Source organism: Microbacterium sp. SL75 (genome assembly GCF_026625865.1).
In the GTDB taxonomy this organism is placed as follows: domain Bacteria; phylum Actinomycetota; class Actinomycetes; order Actinomycetales; family Microbacteriaceae; genus Microbacterium.
This window is the reverse complement of sequence record NZ_CP113067.1, coordinates 778,980-799,972: the sequence shown is the minus strand read 5'-3', so window position 1 is coordinate 799,972 and position 20,993 is coordinate 778,980. Positions and strand designations below refer to the sequence as shown.

At 68.6% G+C, this 20,993-nt stretch carries 13 protein-coding genes; 10 read left to right on the top strand and 3 right to left on the bottom strand.

Annotated features, from left to right (window positions below; all coding sequences use genetic code 11):
- Positions 1-24 precede the first annotated feature (24 nt).
- Both OVA17_RS03695 and OVA17_RS03690 read right to left on the bottom strand, forming a co-directional pair.
- Positions 25-756: an FAD-binding oxidoreductase gene (locus OVA17_RS03695; protein WP_267788259.1), complete on the bottom strand. Its 732-nt coding sequence runs from the start codon at positions 754-756 to the stop codon at positions 25-27.
- A complete protein-coding gene (locus OVA17_RS03690) occupies positions 753-1,343 on the bottom strand; it encodes a molybdopterin-dependent oxidoreductase (protein ID WP_267788257.1) in 591 nt (196 codons plus the stop codon). Before OVA17_RS03690 ends, OVA17_RS03695 begins: the two co-directional genes overlap by 4 nt.
- Positions 1,344-1,587: 244 nt before the next feature.
- Here OVA17_RS03690 and OVA17_RS03685 point away from each other — a divergent pair, with 244 nt between their 5' ends.
- Positions 1,588-2,475 carry a DUF808 domain-containing protein gene (locus OVA17_RS03685; protein ID WP_267788256.1) on the top strand — a complete coding sequence of 296 codons (888 nt, stop codon included), beginning with the start codon at positions 1,588-1,590 and terminating at the stop codon, positions 2,473-2,475.
- 72 nt (positions 2,476-2,547) lie between these two features.
- Here the strand turns inward: OVA17_RS03685 and OVA17_RS03680 are convergent, their stop codons facing one another.
- Positions 2,548-3,111: a flavin reductase family protein gene (locus OVA17_RS03680; RefSeq protein WP_267788254.1), complete on the bottom strand. Its 564-nt coding sequence runs from the start codon at positions 3,109-3,111 to the stop codon at positions 2,548-2,550.
- Positions 3,112-3,358: 247 nt separating this feature from the next.
- On the opposite strand from OVA17_RS03680, the gene OVA17_RS03675 reads away from it, so the two are divergent.
- From OVA17_RS03675 to OVA17_RS03635, 9 genes are all read left to right on the top strand, one after another.
- Positions 3,359-4,342, top strand: coding sequence for an ABC transporter substrate-binding protein (locus OVA17_RS03675; RefSeq protein ID WP_115917206.1), 984 nt, complete (start codon positions 3,359-3,361; stop codon positions 4,340-4,342).
- Positions 4,343-4,465: 123 nt separating this feature from the next.
- The gene (locus OVA17_RS03670) at positions 4,466-6,076 is read left to right on the top strand and encodes a sugar ABC transporter ATP-binding protein (protein WP_210076917.1); all 1,611 of its coding nucleotides are present in this window, start codon (positions 4,466-4,468) and stop codon (positions 6,074-6,076) included.
- Positions 6,073-7,116, top strand: coding sequence for an ABC transporter permease (locus OVA17_RS03665; protein WP_267788251.1), 1,044 nt, complete (start codon positions 6,073-6,075; stop codon positions 7,114-7,116). The genes OVA17_RS03670 and OVA17_RS03665 overlap by 4 nt, the downstream gene beginning before the upstream one ends.
- A complete protein-coding gene (locus OVA17_RS03660; protein ID WP_210076919.1) occupies positions 7,116-8,135 on the top strand; it encodes an ABC transporter permease subunit in 1,020 nt (339 codons plus the stop codon). Before OVA17_RS03665 ends, OVA17_RS03660 begins: the two co-directional genes overlap by 1 nt.
- A 77-nt stretch (positions 8,136-8,212) precedes the next feature.
- Positions 8,213-9,748: a sugar ABC transporter ATP-binding protein gene (locus OVA17_RS03655; protein ID WP_267788249.1), complete on the top strand. Its 1,536-nt coding sequence runs from the start codon at positions 8,213-8,215 to the stop codon at positions 9,746-9,748.
- The gene (locus OVA17_RS03650) at positions 9,741-10,778 is read left to right on the top strand and encodes a LacI family DNA-binding transcriptional regulator (protein ID WP_210076921.1); all 1,038 of its coding nucleotides are present in this window, start codon (positions 9,741-9,743) and stop codon (positions 10,776-10,778) included. Before OVA17_RS03655 ends, OVA17_RS03650 begins: the two co-directional genes overlap by 8 nt.
- A 216-nt stretch (positions 10,779-10,994) precedes the next feature.
- Entirely contained in the window at positions 10,995-15,311 is a 4,317-nt protein-coding gene (locus OVA17_RS03645; protein ID WP_267788246.1) for a family 43 glycosylhydrolase, read from the top strand.
- Positions 15,312-15,549: 238 nt separating this feature from the next.
- Positions 15,550-19,707 carry a LamG-like jellyroll fold domain-containing protein gene (locus OVA17_RS03640; protein ID WP_267788244.1) on the top strand — a complete coding sequence of 1,386 codons (4,158 nt, stop codon included), beginning with the start codon at positions 15,550-15,552 and terminating at the stop codon, positions 19,705-19,707.
- Positions 19,708-19,891: 184 nt separating this feature from the next.
- Positions 19,892-20,893 carry a LacI family DNA-binding transcriptional regulator gene (locus tag OVA17_RS03635; protein WP_210076923.1) on the top strand — a complete coding sequence of 334 codons (1,002 nt, stop codon included), beginning with the start codon at positions 19,892-19,894 and terminating at the stop codon, positions 20,891-20,893.
- The last annotated feature ends 100 nt before the right edge of the window (positions 20,894-20,993 follow it).

Genomic DNA, 20,993 nt, shown 5'->3' with positions numbered 1-20,993 from the left:
GGCATCACCGTCGAGCGGAGCCGTTCAGGCGCCTCCGAACCTCTCCGTTCGCACGTGGGCGGGATCATGTCCGGCGTCGATGAGCCACCTCGCGACGGCCTCGACGAAGGGGGTCGGGCCGCAGACGTAGATGCGCGGCCGCTCGTGTGGGGAAAACGCGGCGCTGCGCAGGCTTTCGGGTGTCACTCGGCCGGGGGGTACCGACGACCCGGTCGGCGCGCGACGGGTGTAGACCATGTCCCGACGGAAGCGGTCGTCGGTGAGGGCGGTCAGCTCGTCCGCGAAGAATACGTCTCCGGGAGAACGCACCGAATACAGCAGGCGGAACGGCGCGGGGTCGTCGCTCGCCGCGTGCGCCGACGCCATCGCGAAGAGGGGCACGACGCCCGAGCCTCCGGCGATCAGCTGCACGGGCGAAGGGTCGTCGGAGGGATGCCAGATGAAGAACGCGCCGAGGGGACCGTGCACCTCGATCTGGTCTCCCGCACGGAGGTCGTGCACGAGGAAGGGCGATACCTCTCCCTCGGGCACCTCGTCGACGGCGAGCACGAGACGCGTGCCCGCGCCCGACGAGGCCAGGGAGTACGAACGAGACGCCTGGTAGCCGTCGGGCGCCGTCAGGCGGACGTCGACGTGAGCGCCCGCGTCATTGCCGGGCCAGGTGGGCACCTCGAGCTCGATGCGGCGCGCCGTCGTGGTCTCGGGATGCGAGTCGACGACGGTTGCGACGTGCCAGGCGGGGGAGCGGCGGGTCACCCGTAGCGCTCTTCCCGCCACGGGTCGCCGTGCGAGTGGTAGCCGTTCTGCTCCCAGAACCCGGATTTGTCGTTCGGCATCGTAACGAGCCCCTGCGCCCACTTCGCGCTCTTCCAGAAGTACAGGTGGGGCACGAGCAACCGTGCGGGTCCCCCGTGCTCGGGGGTGAGCGGTGCTCCGTCGGCTTCGAAGGCGATCCAGCTCTTGCCGCCGAGCAGGTCGTCGAGCGCGATGTTCGTCGTGTAGCCGCCGAAGGAGTGCACCATCGCGTAGCGGTGCGAGGTCTCGACCTCGGCGAAGAGGCGGTCGAGCGAGACACCCCGCCAGGGCATGTCGAGTTTGGTCCAATGCGTGACGCAGTGGATGTCGACGGTGATGTCCTCCACCCCGAGCGCCTCGAGTTCGGCGTGGGTCCAGCGGTGCACACCGTTCTCCGTACCGATCGCGAACTCCCACGTCTCGTCGGCGACGACGGGGGTCGGGCCGGCCGAGAGCACGGGCCAGTCGCCGACGAGCGTCTGCCCGGGCGGAAGCCGCGGATCGCGCTCCCGTCGCCGGCCCGAGAACCCTCGCGTGATGAACGACATACGACCCCCTGCTGCTCGTGTTGGCCTCACCCTAACCACGGGCGTGCGCGGAACACAGCGCCTGGACAGGAGGAGAATCGGCGAGCGGGGGACCTGACGCCGCGGAATGTCCTCCGCTCGCACGATCCCCCCCCCCGCGCGAAGCGACCCCGCGCGCCACCCCCGTCGAGGCGGCGCCCCGGCCCGATAGGGTCGTGCCTGCGGTGCGCATGCGCCGTGCCCCTCGCACCCCCGGGAGAAGCGCATGTCGGTCGGTCTGCTCGCCGTCGTCGATGACATCCTCAGCGCCGCCATGCGCGCCAGCGCGAAGACCGCCGGGGTCGTGATCGACGACGCCGCCGTGACTCCGCAGTACGTGCAGGGGCTCACCCCCGCGCGCGAGCTGCCCGTGGTCTGGAAGATCGCGCTGGGCAGCATCATCAACAAGTACGTGATCATCATCCCGATCGCACTCCTGCTCACCGCCTTCGCGCCGTGGGTGCTGCCGTACCTCCTCATCATCGGCGGCGGCTTCCTCTGCTTCGAGGGTGCCGAGAAGGTGCTCGAATGGTTCGGCGTCAGTCACGGCGAGCACGGCGCCGACGAGCCGCGCGACGAGAAGAAGCTCGTCCTCGGTGCCGTCCGCACCGACCTCATCCTCAGCACCGAGATCATGCTCATCGCCCTGTCGAGCCTCGACCCCGACTTCGGCATCTGGATGACGCTGGGGGCCTTGCTCGTCATCGGCCTGGCCATGACGGTGGTCGTCTACGGCGCGGTCGCGCTGCTGGTGAAGATCGACGACATCGGTCTGCGGTTCATGAAGAGCCCGTCGCGGGGCGTCCGTCGTTTCGGTGCTCGGGTCGTGGCATCCATGCCCGCGGTCTTCCGCGTGATCAGCGTGATCGGCACCGTCGCGATGCTGTGGGTCGGTGGACACCTCGTGCTGCAGAACCTCGCCGAGACGCTGTGGTCAGGACCCTACGACGTGGGCCATCTCGTTACGCACGCGATCGAGGCCGCCGGTCCCGTGGTGGTGTGGATCGTCGAGACCGCGATGTCGGCTGTCTTCGGGCTGATCCTGGGGCTCATCATCGTGGGCGTCGTGACCGGCATCTCGCGACTGACGCGACGCGGCGCAGCCGCGCACTGATGCTCACCCGCGGGCGGTCCAGAAGCCCCCGCACAGTTCCATTCCCGCCGCCGTACGCGCCGCCCGGCGCGGTCAGTCGTCGAGGCGCGAGTGCTCGCCGAGGCGGTGCCACGCGCGGTTGTGGTAGACCAGCGCCGCACCCGGCTCGCCCGGCTCGAGATCGCGCTCGACGTCGACCTGCAGGGCCTGAGCGGCGATGACGGTGGAGCCGCCGGCATCCATCCGGCTGACGACCTTGCACCGCAGCCACGCGCGCACGCCGTGGTAGACGGGCTCGCCGGTGGACAGGCGCGACCAGGTGGAGGTGTCGGCGAAGCGGTCGAGGCCGCTGGTGGCTCCCGCGCGGGCGAGAGCGATGTCTTCGGCGTCGAGCAGGTGCACCACGATCGTGTCGGCGGTGACGATCGTGGGCGTCGCCGACGAGAGCGCGGACACCGAGAAGATCAGCAGCGGCGGGTCGGCGCTCACCGACGACACCGACGAGGCGGTGAGGGCGACGGGGCCGTTCTCGCCGTACGCGGTGATGACGGCGATGCCGCCGGGGTGGCCGCGGAACGCCCTCTTGAAGTCGTCCGCCGAGACCGAGGTGCCGATGGCGGGGGTGCTCTCGGGGGCGCCGTGCGGAAGCGAAGTCATGTCTACGACGGTAGGCGTTTCCGCGGCGGATGGGCCCGCGGGGTGCAACACGACGAAACGCTGACAGCGATCACGCCGAGCGATCCCTCGCTGGTGTGAGGCTTCACATTTATCGATCCGTGATTTTCTGCGGCGTGAAATTGCTTGACACATCGCGACCTGTGAGCGCTAACATTTACACACGGCTCACCCGAGGGGCTGCATCACATGACCGGCATCGGAGCCGGCGAAACGAGGAGGTTTCATCATGAAGGCGAACAAGATCATCGCGGGCATCGCGCTCGTCGGCGCGATCGCGTTCACGGCGACCGGCTGTGCCGGTGCGGGCGGCGGCGGAAACGCCGGTGGCGGCAGCGGCGACAAGATCACGGTCGGCTTCGCCCAGACCGGCTCCGAGAGCGGGTGGCGCAGCGCCAACACCGAGTCCATGAAAGAGGCGTTCAGCGAGGCCAACGGCTTCAACCTCGTCTTCAACGCGGCCGACAACAAGCCCGAGGCGCAGATCGCCGCCGTCCGCAGCTTCATCAACCAGGGTGTCGACGCCATCGTGCTCGCCCCCATCGTGAGCGACGGCTGGGACGACGTCCTGAAGGAGGCGAAGGATGCCAACATCCCGGTGATCCTCGAAGACCGCACGGTCTCGGCATCCGACGACCTCTACGCGAGCTGGATCGGCCTCGACTTCAAGCAGGAGGGCGAGACCGCGGGCAAGTGGGCCGCCGAGAACTTCGGCTCGACGCCGACCAACCTCGTCGTGCTCGAGGGCACCACGGGCTCCTCGGCCGCCACCGACCGCGCCACCGGCTTCAACGAGGCGATCAAGGGCACCGACATCAAGGTGCTCGACTCGCAGACCGGCAACTTCACCCGCGCCGACGGCAAGACCGTCATGGAGGGCTTCCTCCAGAAGTACGGCTCGCAGATCAACCTGCTCTTCGCGCACAACGACGACATGGGCCTCGGCGCCCTCGAGGCGATCAAGGCCGCGGGCCTCAAGCCCGGCACCGACATCAAGATCGTCACCATCGACGCGGTGAAGGACGGCATGACCGCCCTCTCCAACGGCGAGTTCAACTACATCGTCGAGTGCAACCCGCTCCTCGGTGAGAAGACCGCCGAGGTCGTGAAGAAGGTCGTGGCCGGCGAGTCCGTCGACAAGAGCTACATCGTCGAGGACCAGGCGTTCGACCAGGAGCAGGCCAAGAAGGTCCTGGACAGCCGCCCCTACTGATCCGCAGGGATCCGTCGTCGACTCCCCTCGACGACACCCCGGCATCGACGGAACATCCTCCCCGGCGTGCGGGGTCGGTATCCACCGGCCCCGCACGCTCCCGATCCGAGAAAGCGATCGACAATGACATTCGAACGGGTCGCCGTGCAGACAGCCGAACGGGCAGCCGTGGTCGCGATGCGCGGCATCAGCATCCAGTTCCCCGGGGTGAAGGCGCTCGACGGCGTGGACTTCACCCTCTACGCCGGCGAAGTGCACTCCCTCATGGGAGAGAACGGCGCCGGAAAGTCCACCCTCATCAAGGCCCTGACCGGCGTGTACGGGATCGACGAAGGCGTCATCCGCGTCGGCGGGACCGAGCGTCAGTTCCGCGCCACCGCCGACGCCCAGGCCGCGGGCATCGCCACCGTCTATCAAGAGGTCAACCTCTGCCAGAACCTCACCGTCGGTGAGAACGTCATGCTCGGCAACGAGATCCGTCGCGCCGGCATGGTCGACTGGAAGGCCACGCACGCCGCGGCCGCCACCTACCTCGCCGAGCTGGGCGTGCATATCGATACCCGATCGATCCTGGCCAGCCACTCGATCGCCGTGCAGCAGCTGGTCGCGATCAGCCGCGCCATGGTCGTCGACACCAAGGTCCTCGTGCTCGACGAGCCCACCTCGAGCCTCGACCGCGGGGAGGTCGAGCAGCTGTTCGGCGTCATCCGGGATCTGCGCGACCGCGGCGTGGCCATCCTCTTCGTCTCGCACTTCCTCGACCAGATCTACGAGATCTCCGACCGTCTCACGGTGCTGCGCAACGGCACCCTGGTGGGGGAGTACCCCGTCGCCGAACTCGGCCGCGAGCAGCTCGTCGCGAAGATGATCGGCCGCGAGCTCGGTGAGCTCGATGCGATCTCCGCCAGTGCCGAGAGACCGATCGACCGCACCGGAACCCCGGTGCTGCGCACTCTGTCGCTCGGGCGCAAGAACGCCCTCGAGCCGGTCGACCTCGACGTCTACCCGGGCGAGGTCGTGGGGCTGGCCGGGCTCCTGGGCTCCGGCCGCACCGAACTCGCCCGCCTGATCGCCGGCGCCGATCGGCCCGACGACGGCACCGTGCAGGTGTCCGGCTCGGGCGCGCGCACCGGGTCGCCCCGTCACGCTCTCGACCGCGGCATCGCGTTCTCGTCCGAGGACCGCCGTGCCGAGGGCATCGTCGGCGACCTGACCGTCGCCGAGAACATCGTGCTCGGCATCCAGGCCCGCCGGGGAGCGCTGCGCAAGATCAGCGCGGCCGAGAAGCAGGCGGTCGTCGAGGAGTACATCACCGCCCTCGGCGTGCGCCCGGCCGATCCCAACGCCCTCATCCGAAACCTCTCGGGCGGCAACCAGCAGAAGGTGCTGCTGGCACGATGGCTCGCCACCGCCCCCGAATTGCTCATCCTCGACGAACCCACCCGCGGCATCGACGTCGGTGCGAAGGCCGATATCCAACGCAAGGTCGCCGAGCTCGCCGAGAAGGGCCTCGCGGTCATCTTCATCTCGTCCGAACTCGAAGAGGTCCTGCGCCTCGCGCAGCGCGTGGCCGTGTTGCGCGACCGTCGTAAGATCGGCGAACTGGCCACCCGAGACGTCGACCTCGACGCCCTCGTGGCCTACATCGCCGAGGGGCAATCCGAGTCGGCGACCGCCGAAACGCCGCACGCCGCACCCGAGACACCGTCGTCCGATCGGGAGAAGATCGCATGAAGAAATTCCTCACCCACCGCCTCGTGTGGCCGATCGCGGCTCTGCTCGCGCTCATCGCCATCAACACGATCTCGCGGCCGTCCTTCCTGAGCATCACGGTGCAGAACGGTCAGTTCTACGGGTCGCTGATCGACATCCTGCGCAACAGCGCGCCCCTCATGCTCGTCGCCCTCGGGATGACCCTGGTCATCGCCACTCGCGGCATCGACCTCTCGGTCGGCGCGATCATGGCCGTCTCGGGGGCCGTCGCGCTCACCGTCATCGAGGCCTCGCCCGACCCCGGCAACCTCGGGGTGGTCTTCACCGCGATCGCCGCAGCGGTCGGCGTCGCCCTGATCCTCGGTGTCTGGAACGGCTTCCTCGTCTCGGTGCTCGGCATCCAGCCGATCATCGCGACGCTGGTGCTCATGCTCGCCGGACGCGGGGTCGCCCTGCTCATCACGGGCGGCTTCATCACCACGATCAACAGCGATCCCTACAAGTTCATCGCCGGCGGGTACGTTTTCGGCCTCCCCTTCGCGTTCTTCGTCGCGATCTTCGCGGTGATCGTCGTCGGCATCCTCGAACGGCGAACGGCCCTCGGCATGCTGACCGAGGCGGTCGGCATCAACCCCGAGGCCAGCCGCCTGGCGGGTGTCCGCTCGCGCGGCATCATCTGGGGGGCCTACATCGCCAGCGGCGCCCTCGCGGGCATCGCGGGCATCCTCTACAGCTCGAACATCATGGCCGCCGACGCCAACGCCGCCGGTCTCTACATCGAACTGGATGCCATCCTCGCGGTCGTTCTGGGCGGTACCTCGCTCGCGGGGGGAAAGTTCAGCCTCGCCGGCACCGTCGTGGGCGTCTTCACCATCCAGACGCTGAAGAGCACCATCACCTTCCTCGGTGTTCCGCCCGCGGTCAGCCCCGTGTTCATGGCCGCGGCGGTGCTCATCGTGGTGCTGCTGCAGTCGAAGCGCTTCCGTGCCTACTTCCACACGGCCGGGCGCAGCGCGCTCCGTCCGATCACCCGACGTCCTGACGCAAAGGTGCTGTCCTGATGGCCACTCTCACCGAAGAACGACGCTCGACGTCGTCGCCCGCGGTCTCGTACCGTCGCTTCCTCAGCCGTCACATCTCGTGGGTGCCCGTCTTCGCCGCGGTCGTCATCCTCGTCGTGATGATCGCCGGGGCCATGTGGTACTTCCCGAACTTCCAGCTGAACCGCATCATGTCGTCGATCCTGCTCGACAACGCCTACCTGCTCGTGCTCGCGGTGGGCATGACCTTCGTCATCCTCACCGGCGGCATCGATCTGTCGGTGGGAGCCGTGATGGCGTTCACCGGCATCCTGTGCGCGAAGATGCTCGGCGACGGCGTCCCGGTCGCGGTCGCCATCCCCGCGATGGTGCTTATCGGCGCGGCGATAGGCCTGCTGATCGGCGTGCTGGTGCAGTTCTTCGACGTGCAGCCCTTCATCGCGTCGCTGATCGGGATGTTCCTCGCTCGCGGCCTGGCCTTCGTCGTCAGCCTCGAATCGATCAAGGTCGACAACGAAGGGCTGCTGTGGCTGCAGTCGACGCGCTTCTCGTTCGCGGGCTGGTACATCACCCCGACCGGCATCATCGCGCTGCTGACCGTCGCGCTCGCCGCGTTCGTCCTGCGCTACACGCGTTTCGGACGCACGGTCTACGCGGTGGGCGGCAACGAGCAGTCGGCTCGCCTGATGGGCCTTCCCGTCGTCCGTGCCAAGCTGTCGGTCTACGTCATCAGCGGTGTGTGCGCGGGCCTGGCCGGTATCGTCCTGACCGCGTACTCGGGCGCCGGCTACCCCCTGAACGGCGTAGGCACCGAGCTGGACACCATCGCCGCGGTGGTCATCGGCGGCACGCTGCTGACCGGAGGCAGCGGGTTCGTCCTCGGCTCGATGATCGGCGTCTTCGTCTACGGGCTGATCCGCACGATCATCTCTTTCTCGGGAGCAGAACAGTCCTGGACGCGCATCACCGTGGGCGCCCTGCTGCTGCTGTTCGTGGTCGTGCAGCGCGTGATCGTGTCGCGCTCCGCCCTGAGTCGTTGACTTCCGGCCGGGGCGGCGCGGAACACGCTCCGCCTCGGTGTTAGCGCTCTCGCCCCGACGCGGGCATGATTGACCCCATGCCCGCCGCCGTCGCCCCGCCCCTTCTCGAGGTGCGCGGGGCGTCGGTGCGTTTCGGCGTCGAGTCGGCGCTCTCGGGCGTCGACTTCCGGCTGCAGGCCGGCGAGGTCCACTCGCTCATGGGCGAGAACGGTGCCGGCAAGTCGACGCTGATCAAGGCGATCACCGGAGCCCTCCGCCTCGACAGCGGCCAGATCCTCATCGAGGGTGCGCCCGTGCGACTGTCGTCCCCCGCCGAGGCGCAGGCGGCCGGCATCTCGACGGTCTACCAGGAGATCGATCTCCTCCCCAATCTCACGGTGGCCGAGAACATCTCCCTCGGCCGCGAGCCCCGCAAGTGGGGCATGATCGACCACGCCGCGATGCGTCGTCGGGCCACATCCGCCCTGGCGTCTCTGGGTGTCGAGGTGGATCCGGCCTCGATCCTGTCTTCGCATCCGCTGGCGATCCAGCAACTCGTCGCCATCGCTCGCGCGGTCTCGGTCGACGTCAAGGTGCTCGTCCTCGACGAGCCGACCTCGAGCCTCGACGCCGACGAGGTCGCCGAGCTCTTCCGGGTCATCCGCGAGCTGAAGGACACCGGCATCGCGGTCGTGTTCGTCTCGCACTTCCTCGACCAGGTCTACGAGATCTGCGACCGCGTCACGGTCCTGCGTGGGGGCCACCTCGTCGGTGAGTACGCCACGAGGGAGCTGTTGCGCATCGATCTCGTGGAGAAGATGCTCGGTGCCGCCGCGGACGTTCTCGCGCCCCTCGGCCAGCGCACCGTCGATGACAGCGAGGGTCCCGCTGTCGTCAGCGCACGCGGCCTGAGTGCCGGCTCCCGACTGCGCGAGGCCGATCTCGATCTCGCCGAGGGGGAGGTGATCGGGGTCGCGGGTCTTCTCGGTTCCGGCCGAAGCGAGCTGGCCCGGGCGCTGACCGGCGTGGACCAGCCGGGATCGGGCGAGGTGCTCGTCGATGGTGTGTCGGCGCGATTCCGTTCGCCGCGTGAGGCCATGAGTCGCCGGATCGCCTATTCGTCCGAGAACCGTCGCACCGAGGGCGTCATCGGCGACCTGAGCGTCCTCGACAACATCAGCCTCGCGCTGCAGGCTCAGCGCGGAGTGCTGCGGAGAATGAGCACGGCGCGGCGTCGCGAACTGGCCACCAGCTGGGTCGAGGCTTTGCACATCCGCCCCGCCGACATCGATCGCCCGGTCTCGACGCTGTCGGGCGGCAACCAGCAGAAAGTGCTTCTCGCGCGCCTGCTCGCTCTCTCACCCCGCGTGATCGTCCTGGACGAGCCCACGCGGGGCATCGACGTGGGCGCCAAGGCGGAGATCCAGCGGCTCGTCGGTGAGCTGTCCGACAACGGGCTCTCGATCATCTACATCTCGGCCGAGCTCGACGAGGTGCTGCGCGTGGCGCACTTGGTGGCGGTCATGCGAGACGGAGTCCTCGCGCAGATCGTCCCCGCCGTCGATCTCACCCCCGATGCCCTCCTGGCTCTCGTGGCGGGGCACGAGAGTCCCGGTGAGGCGGTCCATGGCTGACGACAAAGCGGCGCGTACGGCGAACATCTTCGATGTGGCCCGCCTGGCGGGCGTCTCGCATCAGACGGTCTCGCGCGTCCTGAACAACATGCCGAACGTGCGCCCGGCCACGCGCGCGCGAGTCGAGCAGGCCATCGCGCAGCTGCGGTACAGCCCGTCGCCGGCCGCCCGGGCCCTCGTCACGCGCCGGACCCGCACCATCGGCCTCGTCACCCCGGGCAGCGTCGACTACGGCCCCTCGTCGATCGCGATGAACTTCAACTTCGCGGCCCGCGCCGCGCGGTACAACGTCGACGCCATCAGCTCCCCGCAGGGCGACGCCGTGGCGGTGAGAGCGGCCATCGACGGGCTCTTGAAGCAGCGAGTGGATGCCATCGTGCTCATCGTTGTGGACACCGAGGTGCTGGCATCCGTGCAGGCCCTCGACCTCGACATCCCGGTCGTGGCGTCGGCGACGACGAGTCGGCCGCACCCGCGCCTGGTCGCCATCGACCAGTACCGAGCGGCCCGGAGCGCGGTACGACACCTGCGCGAGGCGGGCTACGGCCCGATCCGCCACATCGCCGGCCCCGCTCGAAACCCCGACGCCGTCGAGCGCATCCGCGGGTGGCGCGAAGAGCTCGCGTCCTCGCGCAGCGAGTCGATGGACCTCGTGCACGGGGACTGGTCGGCCGAGAGCGGATACCGCATCGCCGGTGAGGCCGACATCGCCCCGGGCGAGGGCATCTTCGTCGCCAACGACCACATGGCGATCGGCGTGCTCTCGGCTCTGCGCGAGCGTGGGCTGCGCGTGCCGGAGGACGTCGGTGTCGTCGGCATCGACGATGTCCCGGAGGCGGCATTCCTCTACCCGTCCCTGACGACGGTGCGGCAGGACTTCGCGGCCCTCGGAGAGATCCTCATGCAGAAGGTGCTGCTGGCCGTCGAAGACCCCGACACCGTGAGCGAGAGCACCCCCCTTCCCACGCGACTCATCGTGCGCGACTCGGCGCCGACCGTACGTCCCACCGGCTCGCGTCGCTCGCGCTGATCGCGCCGACGCGTCCCGCGGGCGCGGATGCTCGAGCGATCGATGGGCCAGAGGGAGGTCTCGGCCGCGAAACGCGAGGCCGTGACATCGCTCCCACGGCCGGCGGGTGAGGCTGTTGACGTAACCATGCTGGTCATCGCGTGGTGTGAGCGCTAACATGCGAAGGGCCGTCGAAGACGACGGTTCCTGCAATGACGCACCCCGAGAGGACCCCCCGTGACCCCTCACGATCGATTGGCGACCCCGCGCCGCCGTTCCCGTTGGACGCTCGCCGTCCCGGTCATCGCCGCCCTGGTCGCGGCACCCCTCACCGTCCCCGCCATGGCCGGCGCGGTCGCCGCCGACGCGAGCCTCGTGGTGGCATACCCCCTCGACGAGACCACCGGCACCGTCGCCCGCGACGCATCCGGCAACGGACGCGACGCCGCCTTCGAGGGCGGGCCGACGCTCACGGGCGCCGACGGCGTCCGTCTCGACGGCGACGACGATGACATCAAGCTGCCCGATGGCATCCTCGAGGGGCTCGATTCGATCACGGTCAGCACCGACGTCATCGTGCGGCCCGAGCAGAGCGGCAATTACTTCATCTGGGGCCTCGGCAATACCAAGGAGTGGTACGGCAACGGCTACCTCTTCGCCACGGGCAACCCGGCGCGCACGGGAATCGCCCTGGGTAACTGGGAGACCGAGCAGAAGGCCGAGAGCACCGATGCCCTCGAGCGCGGCGTCTGGAAGACGCTGACGTACACGCTCGATGCGGGGTCGAAGACGTCGCGTATGTACATCGACGGCGTGCAGATCGCCGAGAACACCAACACCACCACGCTCCCGAGCATGATCGGCGGCGGTGCCACGACCGCGAACTACCTCGGTCGCTCCACCTACACCCCCGACAAGCGCCTGGCCGGAAGCCTCCGCGACTTCCGTATCTACGACCGCGCCCTCTCCGCCACCGAGGTCAAAGCCCTCGTGAAGACGCCCGAGGACAGCACGGCGGTGCAGTCTGCGCTCAGCGCACTGACGGTGACGAACGTCGACGACGTCCGCGGCAACCTCACCCTCCCCGGGTCGTCGCAGGGGCTCCCGGTCACCTGGACGACCTCGGATGCGAAGATCGTCACCGCCGACGGCGTCGTCACGCGCCCCGCGGCCGACACGACCGTGGCGCTCACGGCATCCGTCACGAAGAACGCCGTCACCCAGACGCGCGACTTCTCCGCGACCGTCCGTAAGGCGGCGCAGATCGGGCCGTTCGAGGGGTACACGTTCGCGTACTTCACGGGCAACTCCGTCGCGGGCGAGAACATCTACTTCGCCGCCAGCAACGGAAACAACGCCCTGTCCTGGACCGAGCTCAACAACGGGCAGCCGACGCTCACCTCGACGTTCGGCGAGAAGGGCCTGCGCGATCCGTTCCTCATCCGCTCTCCGGAGGGCGACACGTTTTACCTGATCGCCACCGACCTCTCGATCGGCCGCGACGGAAACTGGGATCGCGCGCAGCGCACGGGGTCGAAGTACCTCGAGGTGTGGGAGTCGCACGACCTCATCACCTGGAGCCCCCAGCGCCACGTCAAGGTCTCGCCGGACACGGCGGGGAACACGTGGGCGCCCGAGGCGTACTGGGATGAATCGCTGGGTGAGTACGTCGTCTTCTGGGCGTCGAAGCTCTACCCCGAGAGCGACCCGAACCACACCTCGAACGTCGCCAACAGCATGCTGTACGCCACCACCCGCGACTTCGTCACCTTCAGCGACACCAAGGTCTGGCAGGGCGGTATGTCGCGGATCGACTCCACCGTCATCAAGGCCGACGGGGTCTACCAGCGCTTCACGAAGGATGAGGGCGCGGGCACCACCGGCTGCAGCGACATCATCCAGGAGAGCTCGTCGGTGCTGACGGCACCGCTCGACCAGTGGAAGCCCGTCACCTCGTGCATCGGCAAGAACGCGGGTACCGGCGCCGTCGAGGGGCCGAGCATCTTCAAGTCGAACCCCGGCGACGTCAACGGCGACAAGTACTACCTGTTCGTCGACGAGTACGGCGGACGCGGCTACATCCCGCTCGCGACCACCGACATCGCCAACCCGGACTGGCAGGTCCCGGCGTCGTACCGTCTGCCCGGCAGCCCGCGGCACGGCACCGTCATGCCCGTCACCCAGGCCGAGCTCACGGCGCTCCGTGCGAACCTTCCGCAGCCGCTCGCGGCCAACGAGAAGGGCGAGCTCCTGCGCTACGACTTCACCGACGGCTCCGGCTCGACCCTGCACGACCGCTCCGGTGCGGGGCGCGATGCGCAGATCAAGGGGAATGCCGTCTGGGATGACGCCGCCCTCACCTTCGACGGGACAGACGACTACGTCGATCTCCCCGACAACGTGCTGGCGGGGACGACCGACATCACGGTCCAGGCGGAGATGCGCGTCGACGCGGCGCAGAAGAACCCGTACTTCCTGTACGCGTTCGGCAACACCGCTCAGGACGGCACCGGCAACGGTTATCTGTTCGCGACGGGCGACAACCAGCTCCGCGGAGCGCTCACGACGGGCAACTGGTCGCGGGAGCAGAACGCGCAATCGGCGTCGGCTCTGCCGCGCGACCGGTGGGTGAACGTGACCTACACTCTCAGCGGCTCGACGGCACGTCTCTACCTCGACGGCCAGCAGGTCGCCGAGAACACCAACGTCACGGTGCGCCCCGGCGATATCGGCGGCGGTCGTACCCTCGCCAACTACATCGGGAAGTCGGTCTACAACGCCGACAACCTGCTCCGCGGCCGGGTGCGCGAGTTCGCGCTCTACAACCGCGCGCTGTCGGCCGACGAGATCGTCGCGCAGTCGGGCAACGGATCGATCCTCGGGGCGGTGAGCCTTCAAGACTCCAGCGTGCTGAAGGTCGCGCCGATGGTCGACGCCGACACCCGGACGGTGACGTTCCCGGTCAAGCCCGGCACCGACCTGACCACGCTGCGCCCGACCTTCGCCACCGCGACGGGAACGACCGCGACCCCGGCGTCGGGGACGCTGCGCAACCTCAGCTCGCCGGTGACGGTCACGCTCAAGACGTCCGGCCAGGCCGACACGGCGTGGACGCTGACGGCCGTCGAGATGAAGAGCCCGGTCCTGCCGGGGCTGTACGCCGATCCGAACATCGCGGTGTTCGGTGACACGTACTACATCTACGCGACGACCGACGGTACCCCTGGCTGGGGCGGCAACACCTTCTACGTCTGGAAGTCCAAGAACCTCGTGGACTGGACGCGTTCGGACAAGCCGTTCCTGACCCTCGACGGCGCCGCGGGCAATGTCCCGTGGGCCACCGGCAACGCGTGGGCTCCGACGATCATCGAGAAGGGCGGGAAGTACTACTTCTACTTCAGCGGTCACGAGCCCACCGACAACCGCAAGGAGATCGGCGTCGCCGTGGCAGACAGCCCCGAGGGGCCGTTCACCGCGGAGTCGCGGCCGATGATCACCAACGCCGAGAGCGTCAACAGCGGTCAGGCGATCGACCCCGCGGCGTTCAAGGACCCCCAGACGGGCAAGTTCTACCTGTTCTGGGGCAACGGCCGGCCGGTCTACGGAGAGCTGTCCGACGACATGAAGAGCATCAAGGCGGGAACGATCAAGCCGATCAGCGGCCTGCCCGACTTCCGCGAGGGGCTCTTCATGAACTTCCGGGACGGCACCTACCATCTGACGTACTCGATCGACGACACCGGGTCGCCCGACTACCGCGTCGGCTACGCCACGTCGACGAGCATCGACGGACCGTGGACCTACCGCGGCATCCTGCTGCAGAAGGACCCCTCGCAGGGGATCCTCGGACCTGCGCACAGCTCGATCATCAACGTGCCGGGAACCGACGAGTGGTACATCGCGTACCACCGCTTCGCGATCCCCGGAGGGGGCGGAACCAACCGCGAGACGACGATCGACCGGGTCCCGATCGGTGCCGATGGGCTGTTCCAGACCGTGAAGCCGACGCTGACCAGCGTTGCTGCGCGCGAGGTCCCCACCGAGTCGAACCCCGAGCCGAGCCCGTCGCCGAGCGGCCCGCCCACGGCGAGCCCGTCTCCCACGCCGCCTCCGACCGGTACGCCCACGGCCCAGCCGACCGCCTCACCGACGACAGCTCCGGCGGCCCCCTCGGTCTCGGTATCGGCGTCGACGGTCGAGCGCGGTGGCACGGTACGGGTCACGGTCACGGGCCTCGGAGCCGGCGAGCAGATCACCGCCGAGCTGCGCAGCACGCCGATCCGCATCGCCGGGATCCCCGTCGCCGATGCGGCGGGCCGGGTCAGCTTCGACGTTCGCATCCCCGCGGACCTCGAGGCGGGCGCGCACTCGATCGTGGTGTTCGCGGCGGACGGCTCGGTGATCCAGCGAGTGCCGATCACGGTCGTCCCGCGGGGTCAGCTCGCCGCGACCGGCGCGCAGGGTCCGTTGGGCGCATCGCTGCTCGCGGTCTTCCTCCTGGTCGGGGGAGCGTCGGTCTGGGCAATGCGTCGACCGCGGCGCACGGTGTCGTAAGCACCCGAGAGGGGCGACGAGAAGGGGTCCGGATGCCGCGACATCCGGGCCCCTTCTCGTGTTTCGCTGACGCCGGGCGGCGCGTGCGGGAGTGCGGTCCGAGAGCACCCGTCGCGGGCGACGGCTACGACAGCGGCGAATCCCCTCTTGACCGTGTGGCGATACCGATCTACCGTGTGTGTCGAACCGGTTCGACAGATGAAACGGTGATCCCCTCGACGACGAGAGAAGAGTTTCCATGAGGCCGACTCGACGGCGTGCCGTACGCGCGCCCATCGCGACCGTCACGGCAGGGCTGGCCGTCGCCGCCCTTGCCATCGGTTCCCCCGCCCACCCCCAGGTCGCTCAGGCGGCACCCGCCGCCGATTCCGGCAGCCATGTCATCCTCGACTACGAATTCGACGCAGAGACCGCCGTCTCCTCGACCGTGAAGGACGAATCGGGCAAGGGACGCGACGGCGTGCTGACCAACCCGGGCTCGGCGCAGCTGGTCGACGGTCCGGCGGGAGGCAAGGCTCTGCATCTCTCCGGCGGCGCAGCCGGATCGAGCACGGCGCCGTTCATCACGGTGCCCTCGGGACTGTTCCAGGGGCTCACCTCGACCACGATCTCGACGTGGGTCAAGTGGGATGGCGGTGACGCCTTCCAGTGGCTGTACACGCTCGGCAAAGACAAGGACAACGCCGCCTTCTACACCCCTCGCTTCCAGGGCGACGACAAGGCGCGCTCGAGCATCAAACCCACTGCACAGGGCGAGGTGGGAGCTTCCGGATCGACGGCCCTGCCATCCGGCGAGTGGCACCTGGTGACCACGACCATCGACTCCGAGGCGCTCGTGTACTACCTCGACGGCCTCGAGGTAAGCCGCACCCGGGTCGGAGCCGATGTGTCGACCGCTCTCTTCGACGCGTCTTCGCCCGACTCGGGCTTCATCGGTCAGCCCTTCTGGACCGGGGTCCACCCCTTCTTCGCCGGGGCGATCGACGACTTCCAGGTCTACGACACCGCTCTCTCGGCGGCCCAGGTACGCGCGCTCGCCAGCACCGCGGCACCGAAGCCCACCAAGGTGCTGCAGACGAGCGTCGACGTGCAGACCGACGTGGGTAAAGCCCCCGACCTCCCCGGGGTGAAGGCCGAGTTCGACGACGGCCAGCAGCGGCTCGCTCCCGTCACCTGGGCCCAGGTCCCGGCATCCTCCTACGCTCAGCGCGGCGTCTTCGTCGTCACCGGTACGGTGGACGGGACCGACACCGCGGTCACGGCCACCGTCCGGGTCACGACGCCCGACGAGTTCTCGATCGACGTCGGGGATCGCACCGGCGCATTCATGGGCGGCGCGTCGGGAACGCTCTACGGCCTGTACGGTCCCGGTCTGCCCTCGAACAACCTCATCGACGGCATCCAGCTGCGCACCGTCTCCACCAAGGCCCAGGACGGCCCCCAGCACCCCGGCGCCGACGCGCTCGAGGTGGTCAAGCCGCTCGCCGACTCCTCCAACGGTGACGTCTACATCTACATGACCGACATCAACCGCGGCTTCCCGTACGAGGTGCCCGGCGACGACGGCGCAGCGAAGGAGGCCTGGTACCTCGATTCGATCGGCGCGCAGGTCGACCAGGTGCTGCAACTGCCCGAGCAGTACCGCAAGCGCATCGTCTTCGTGCCCTTCAACGAGCCCGAGGGCAATATGTACGGCAACGGCGCTCAGTCGTTCTGGGGCCAGAGCTGGCTCGACAACCCCGACCGCTTCTTCAGCGCGTGGGATCGCGCCTATCGGCTCATCAAGAGCAAGATGCCCGATGCGCGCATCGGTGGGCCGAACACGAGTGTGCTGTTCGACCAGGACTACGGGTTCCTGCAGCACGCGATCGCCAACGACACGGTTCCGCAGGCGTTCACCTGGCACGAGCTGAGCAACCCCGCCACGATCCGCGACTCCGTCGCGAAGTACCGCGGATGGGAAGACGAGCTGTTCGCCGGCACGAAGTGGGCCGGTCAGCACCTGCCGATCAACGTCAACGAGTACGCGTTCAACTACCACACGTCGGTTCCCGCGCAGATGATCCAGTGGATCTCCGCGATCGAGGACTCCAAGATCGACGCGGACATCGCCTATTGGAACATCGACGGCAACCTCAGCGACTCGGCCGTCCAGTCCAACCGCGGCAACGGCCAGTGGTGGTTGCTCAACGCCTACGGCAACATGACCGGCGACACGGTCACCGTGCACCCGCCGCGTCCCGGAGAGAGCTACACGCTGCAGGGGGTGGCCACCGTGGACGACGCCGACAAGAAGGTGCATGCCCTCCTCGGCGGCAGCTCCGGCGATCAGAACGTCTACTTCGACCGTCTGCCCGACTACCTGTCGGGGACCGCTCGCGTCCAGGTGCGCGACATCCGCTGGACCGGTCAGATCGGCGACTCGGGCGAGCCGCAGACGGTCGCCGAGTTCGACGCCCCCGTGACGAACGGCTCGCTCGGCCTCCGGTTCGGTCAGGGCGGCCTTCCGCAGCTGGGCACCGACTCGGCGTACGAGATCATCGTCACCCCGGGCCAGAACGCCTCGAGCCCGGCGCAGTCGCCGGTGTCGTGGCGTGGCGTCTACGAGGCGGAGGACGCCCGCTTCAGCGGAGCAACCCCCGAGATCAACGGTCCCGAAGGCACGCCGAGCAACGTGGGCGGCTTCTACACCTCGGGGACGAAGGACGTTGGGGGGATCCGCGGCGGATCGAATCTGCAGATCTCCTTCGACGTCGACGTGCCCGCCGCCGGCTCCTACGACCTCAGTGTTCTCGCCAGCGCGTACAACAAGGACCAGCTCAACCTCGCGCAGGGGCCGGTGAACATGTTCGTGACCGTGAACGGCGGCGCCGAACAGGAGATCTACGCGGAGCTCGGATACAAGTGGGTCGTCTGGAATCACAGTGACACGACGGTCGACCTGCAGGCAGGCAAGAACACCATCACCATCGCGGCGAAGAGTCTCGACGGGACCAAGCAGACCGTCGGTACGGCGATCATCGACAAGATCGACCTGACCCAGCCCAACCCCGGGTACACGCCCATCTACGAGGCCGAGAACGCCGTCCTGCACGGCGCCGCGGCCGCGTACGACAAGGCGGGCGTCTCGGGATCGGGGTACGTGCCCGTCGCGAGCGGCGAATCGGTCACGTTCTGGGTCTACAACGCCGACGACTCCGAGAAGTCCCTCGAGGTGAAGACCCTCGGAGGCGGCACCGCGACCCTGCGCGTCAACGGTGTGGACCTCGGTACGGTGTCCGACACCGCGGTGATCCCGGCCTTCCTCGTCGGCGGTATCAACAAGGTGGAGGTCGTCGGGTCGTCCGGGACCCTTGCCCTGGACCGCGTGGCGGTGCGGGCCTCGAAGAACGAGCTGGCCTCGCAGACCATCGAGGCGGAGGCCGGAACCCTCGCGGGCTCGGCGAAGGTTCAGGACCTCTCGCTCGCAAGCGGCGGCAAGGCGGTCGTCGGCATCGGCGGCGCCCCCGGCAACGGCAACAGCCTCACCCAGAAGGTGACGGTCGCCCAGGCGGGGACCTACGCGATGACCCTGCGCTACTCGAACGAGGAGCAGTCGCCGTCCTCGCACTACAACCCCGATCCCGTGGCCCGTCGCGCCGACATCACCGTCAACGGCGGCCCGGTGCAGAAGGTGCTGTTCCCGCAGAGCTACAACGCCAACCAGTTCTGGGATCTGACGGTCGAGGTGCAGTTGCAGGCCGGGGAGAACTCGATCCGCTTCGCATCGGAGGAGCAGCCGGACTTCAACGGCGTCACCTACATCTCCGAGCGGTACCCGACCCTGGGGCTGCGCTCCCAGTGGGCGCCGAACCTCGATCGGATGACGTTCACGGCCCTCCACCCCGATACGTCTTCGGCCCCGACCCTCTCGGCGGGGGCCTCCTCGGTCGCTCAGGGAGCGACGGTGACCGCGTCGGGCACGGGCTTCACCCCGGGAGAGAAGGTCGAGTTCGTCCTGCACTCCGACCCGATCGTGCTCGGTGAGGCGTCGGCGGATGCCGCGGGTGCCGTGTCGGCGACCTTGACGGTGCCCGTATCGGCGCCCGTCGGCGACCACCGGCTCATCGCGACGGGGGCGATCTCGCAGCGCTCGGCGACCACGTCTCTCGCGGTGACCGCCGCGAGCGCCGGCGGCTCGGGCGGGGGCGGAACGGGTGGTACCGGCTCCGGTGGGACCGGTGGCGGGGCGTCGTCGGGGGGAGCGGCGCCCTCGGGCGCCGGCGTCTCGGCCTCCGGATCGCTCGCCATGACGGGCTCCACCTTCGTCGGCTTCGGCGGTCTGCTCGTCGGGGCTGCGGCTCTCGCCGCGGGTGCCGCGCTCATCGCCCGCCGAACGGAACGTGCGAGCAGCTGACGGCTCGATCGCAGGACGCCCCGGGGACCCGAGCCCCGGGGCGTCCTCGCGTCGTGCGCGGGCACCCGCGGCGGTGACCTGAAGGCGGGTGAAATACCCCGCGTTCGACTGCAAAACTGTTTGCTGTGGTCCGATTACGGCGCTACACTAGTCGAACCGGTTCGATGATGAAGGGGGTGCAGAGATGACCACCATCGGTGACGTGGCCAAAGCTGCGGGCGTCTCACGCAGCACGGTCTCGTACGCGCTCTCGGGCAACCGTCCCATCTCGCGCGAGACGCGGGAGCGCATCGATGCCGCCATCTCCGAGCTCGGCTTCACCGTGAACGCGGGGGCGCGAGCTCTCGCCACCTCGCAGACCATGGTCCTCGGGCTGCTACTGCAATTCCACGAGGACGAGTTCCCGCCGGCCATGCTGCAGTACATCTTGGCGGTGTCCGATGCGGCGCGCGAGCTCGGATACGACATCCTCATGGTCACCGATGGCGACGGTCCGGGGGCGATCCGTCGCATCACGTCGTCGAACATGGTCGACGGCGTCGTGCTCCTCGACGTCACGCACGACGATCCTCGCCTCGACGCGCTCCGCCAGGCGCGCCAGCCCGGCGCGCTCGTCGGTCTGCCGCGCGACACGGAGGGGCTCGACGTCTTCGACCTCGACTTCGGTGAGGCCGCGCGCCTCACCGTCGATCACCTCTACGGGCTCGGCCATCACGACATCGTGCTCGTCTCGCCCCCGCGGCACGTCTTCGAGCGCGGTGGCGCCTACGCATGGCGGTTCCGCGATGCCGCCCTCGAGCGGGCCGCGCGCTACGGGATCCGTATCCATGCCCACTACGGCGAGTCGCAGCAGCCCGCGATCGAGCGCAGTCTCAACGCGATCCTCGACACCCGAACCGACGCCACGGCGCTCATCGTGCACAACGATGCCTCGATCGCCGCGCTCCCCGGGGTGCTGCGCGAGCGCGGCACCGTGGTTCCCCGAGACCTGTCCGTCGTCAGCCTCTACTCGAGAGACTTCGGGCGCACCTTCCTGCTGCCGTACACGGCAGTCGAGACCTCCCCCGACGGTCTGGGACGCAAGGCGGTCCAGCACCTGGTCCGGCGCATCGCCGACCCCGACTACGGGCCCCCCGTCGTCGGGTTCATCGAGCCCGAGCTGACCGACCGGGGGAGCACCGCCTGACGGGGCGGAAGACGCGCCCCGTTCCGTCGGTCCCTCGTCGAACCGGTTCAACGCGTCGCTTGAACGACAACGTAGTCACATTTCAGAGAGGAAATCGCAA